This window comes from Mesorhizobium sp. P3_A9 (assembly GCF_056402975.1).
In genome coordinates, this window is record NZ_JBFUGJ010000653.1 from 1 (window position 1) to 1,563 (window position 1,563).

The 1,563-nt window shown below is 60.4% G+C and carries 1 protein-coding gene; it reads right to left on the bottom strand.

The genetic code is table 11. The features are described 5' to 3' along the window. Positions 1 to 104: 104 nt before the first annotated feature. Positions 105 to 1,563, bottom strand: a 1,459-nt coding sequence (gene ligD, locus AC1DX0_RS35685) for a DNA ligase D (protein WP_477359169.1), incomplete at its 5' end; no start/stop codon positions are given.

Genomic DNA, 1,563 nt, shown 5'->3' on the forward strand with positions numbered 1-1,563 from the left:
GTACTGCCATTGGCCAGCGTTATCCGGCAACGTGTCGGCCGACTTCGCCTCCATTGGCTCGGTGTCCAATGGAACGCCAAAAGACGGTTTTGCAGCTTTCGTTGTCATGCCGCTAGCTTTGCAGAACCGAGCCGTTTGATCGCGGTGCTGATCGGCCTTTCGCCATCGTCGTAGTCGGACCAGGCCACTGTGTTCTTTAGCAACCCTGGTACAGTTCGGACTGTGTATTTTTTCGGGTCGAGATCCGCCTTCACTTGGCCCCATGTCAGCGGCATCGAAACAGTCGCTCCTTCCCTGGCGCGCGGTGACAGCGGAGCGACGGCCGTCGCCATGCGATCATTGCGGAGATAGTCGAGAAAGATCCGGGATGTCCGCAGCTTCTTGGCCATGTTGACGAGGTATAGGTCTGGACGGTCGGCAGCCATCTGCATGCAGACAGCCTTGGCGAAGGCCTTTGCCTCGGGCCATGTCGTCTTGCTGCGCTGGCCGGCCAGCGGCGTGACGACGTGCAGTCCCTTTCCGCCGGTCGTCTTGCAAAAGCTGACCAAGCCCAAATCCTCGAGGCGATCGCGCATCTCCTTGGCGGCCGCGACCACCTCGGCAAAGCGAACTTCCGGGCCAGGGTCAAGATCGAAGACAAGTCGGCCGGGTACTTCTGGGTGATCCGCCTGGCAGTTCCAAGGGTGCAACTCCAGGCCGCCGATCTGCGCGATCGCAGCAAGGCCTTCGACGCGATCGATCTGAAGATACGGTTTGTGGTCCCCGAAGACTTTCACCAGTTCCAGCAGGTTGGACGTGCCTGGCATGGCGTGGCGCTGGAAGAACTGCTCGCCGGCGTAACCGTCCGGCGCGCGCACCAGCGAACACGGGCGGCCCTTGAGATGTTTGATCATCCAGGGACCAACGGCCTCAAAATATTCGGCGAGGTCGAGCTTGGTGACCGTCTGGCCACCATCGCCGGCATTCGGCCACAGCGGCTTGTCAGGTTTTGAGATGATAACGCCCATGACGATCGGGGTTTTCCCCGTCCGGCCAGATGCCATGGCAGGTTGGGCGATCTGCGTGTCCTGAGGATCAGCGGGACGCTCGGCCTCTACCTCCTTTGCCGGCTTGTCGTCGCGCAAGCCCTTGAAAGCGGCCTGCCTGACATTGCCGCCACCCGTCCAGCCCGCGAATTCGATTTCTGCCACCAGTTCCGGCTTCGTCCAAAAGACGGTCTCATCCTTTTTCGGTGCGCCATCGCCGGTAAACGGGGACTTGGCGGCCTTCATTTCCTTCAGCCGCGGTAGCAACTGTTTGACCTTTGCTTCGCTGTATCCGGTTCCAACACGGCCGATATAGGCGAAGTGTTCGCCACGATTGACGCCGACGAGCAAAGAGCGGAACTTTCCGTTGGTGGTCGACCAGCCGCCGATCACAACTTCATGTCCAGCGCGGCATTTTGATTTTGCCCAGGTGTCGGTTCTGCCTGAGACATAGGCGGCGTCGGCTTTTTTGGAGATGATGCCTTCGAGGGACAGGCGGCAGGCGGAACGCAGCACCGCGTCGCCGCCATTGTTGAAG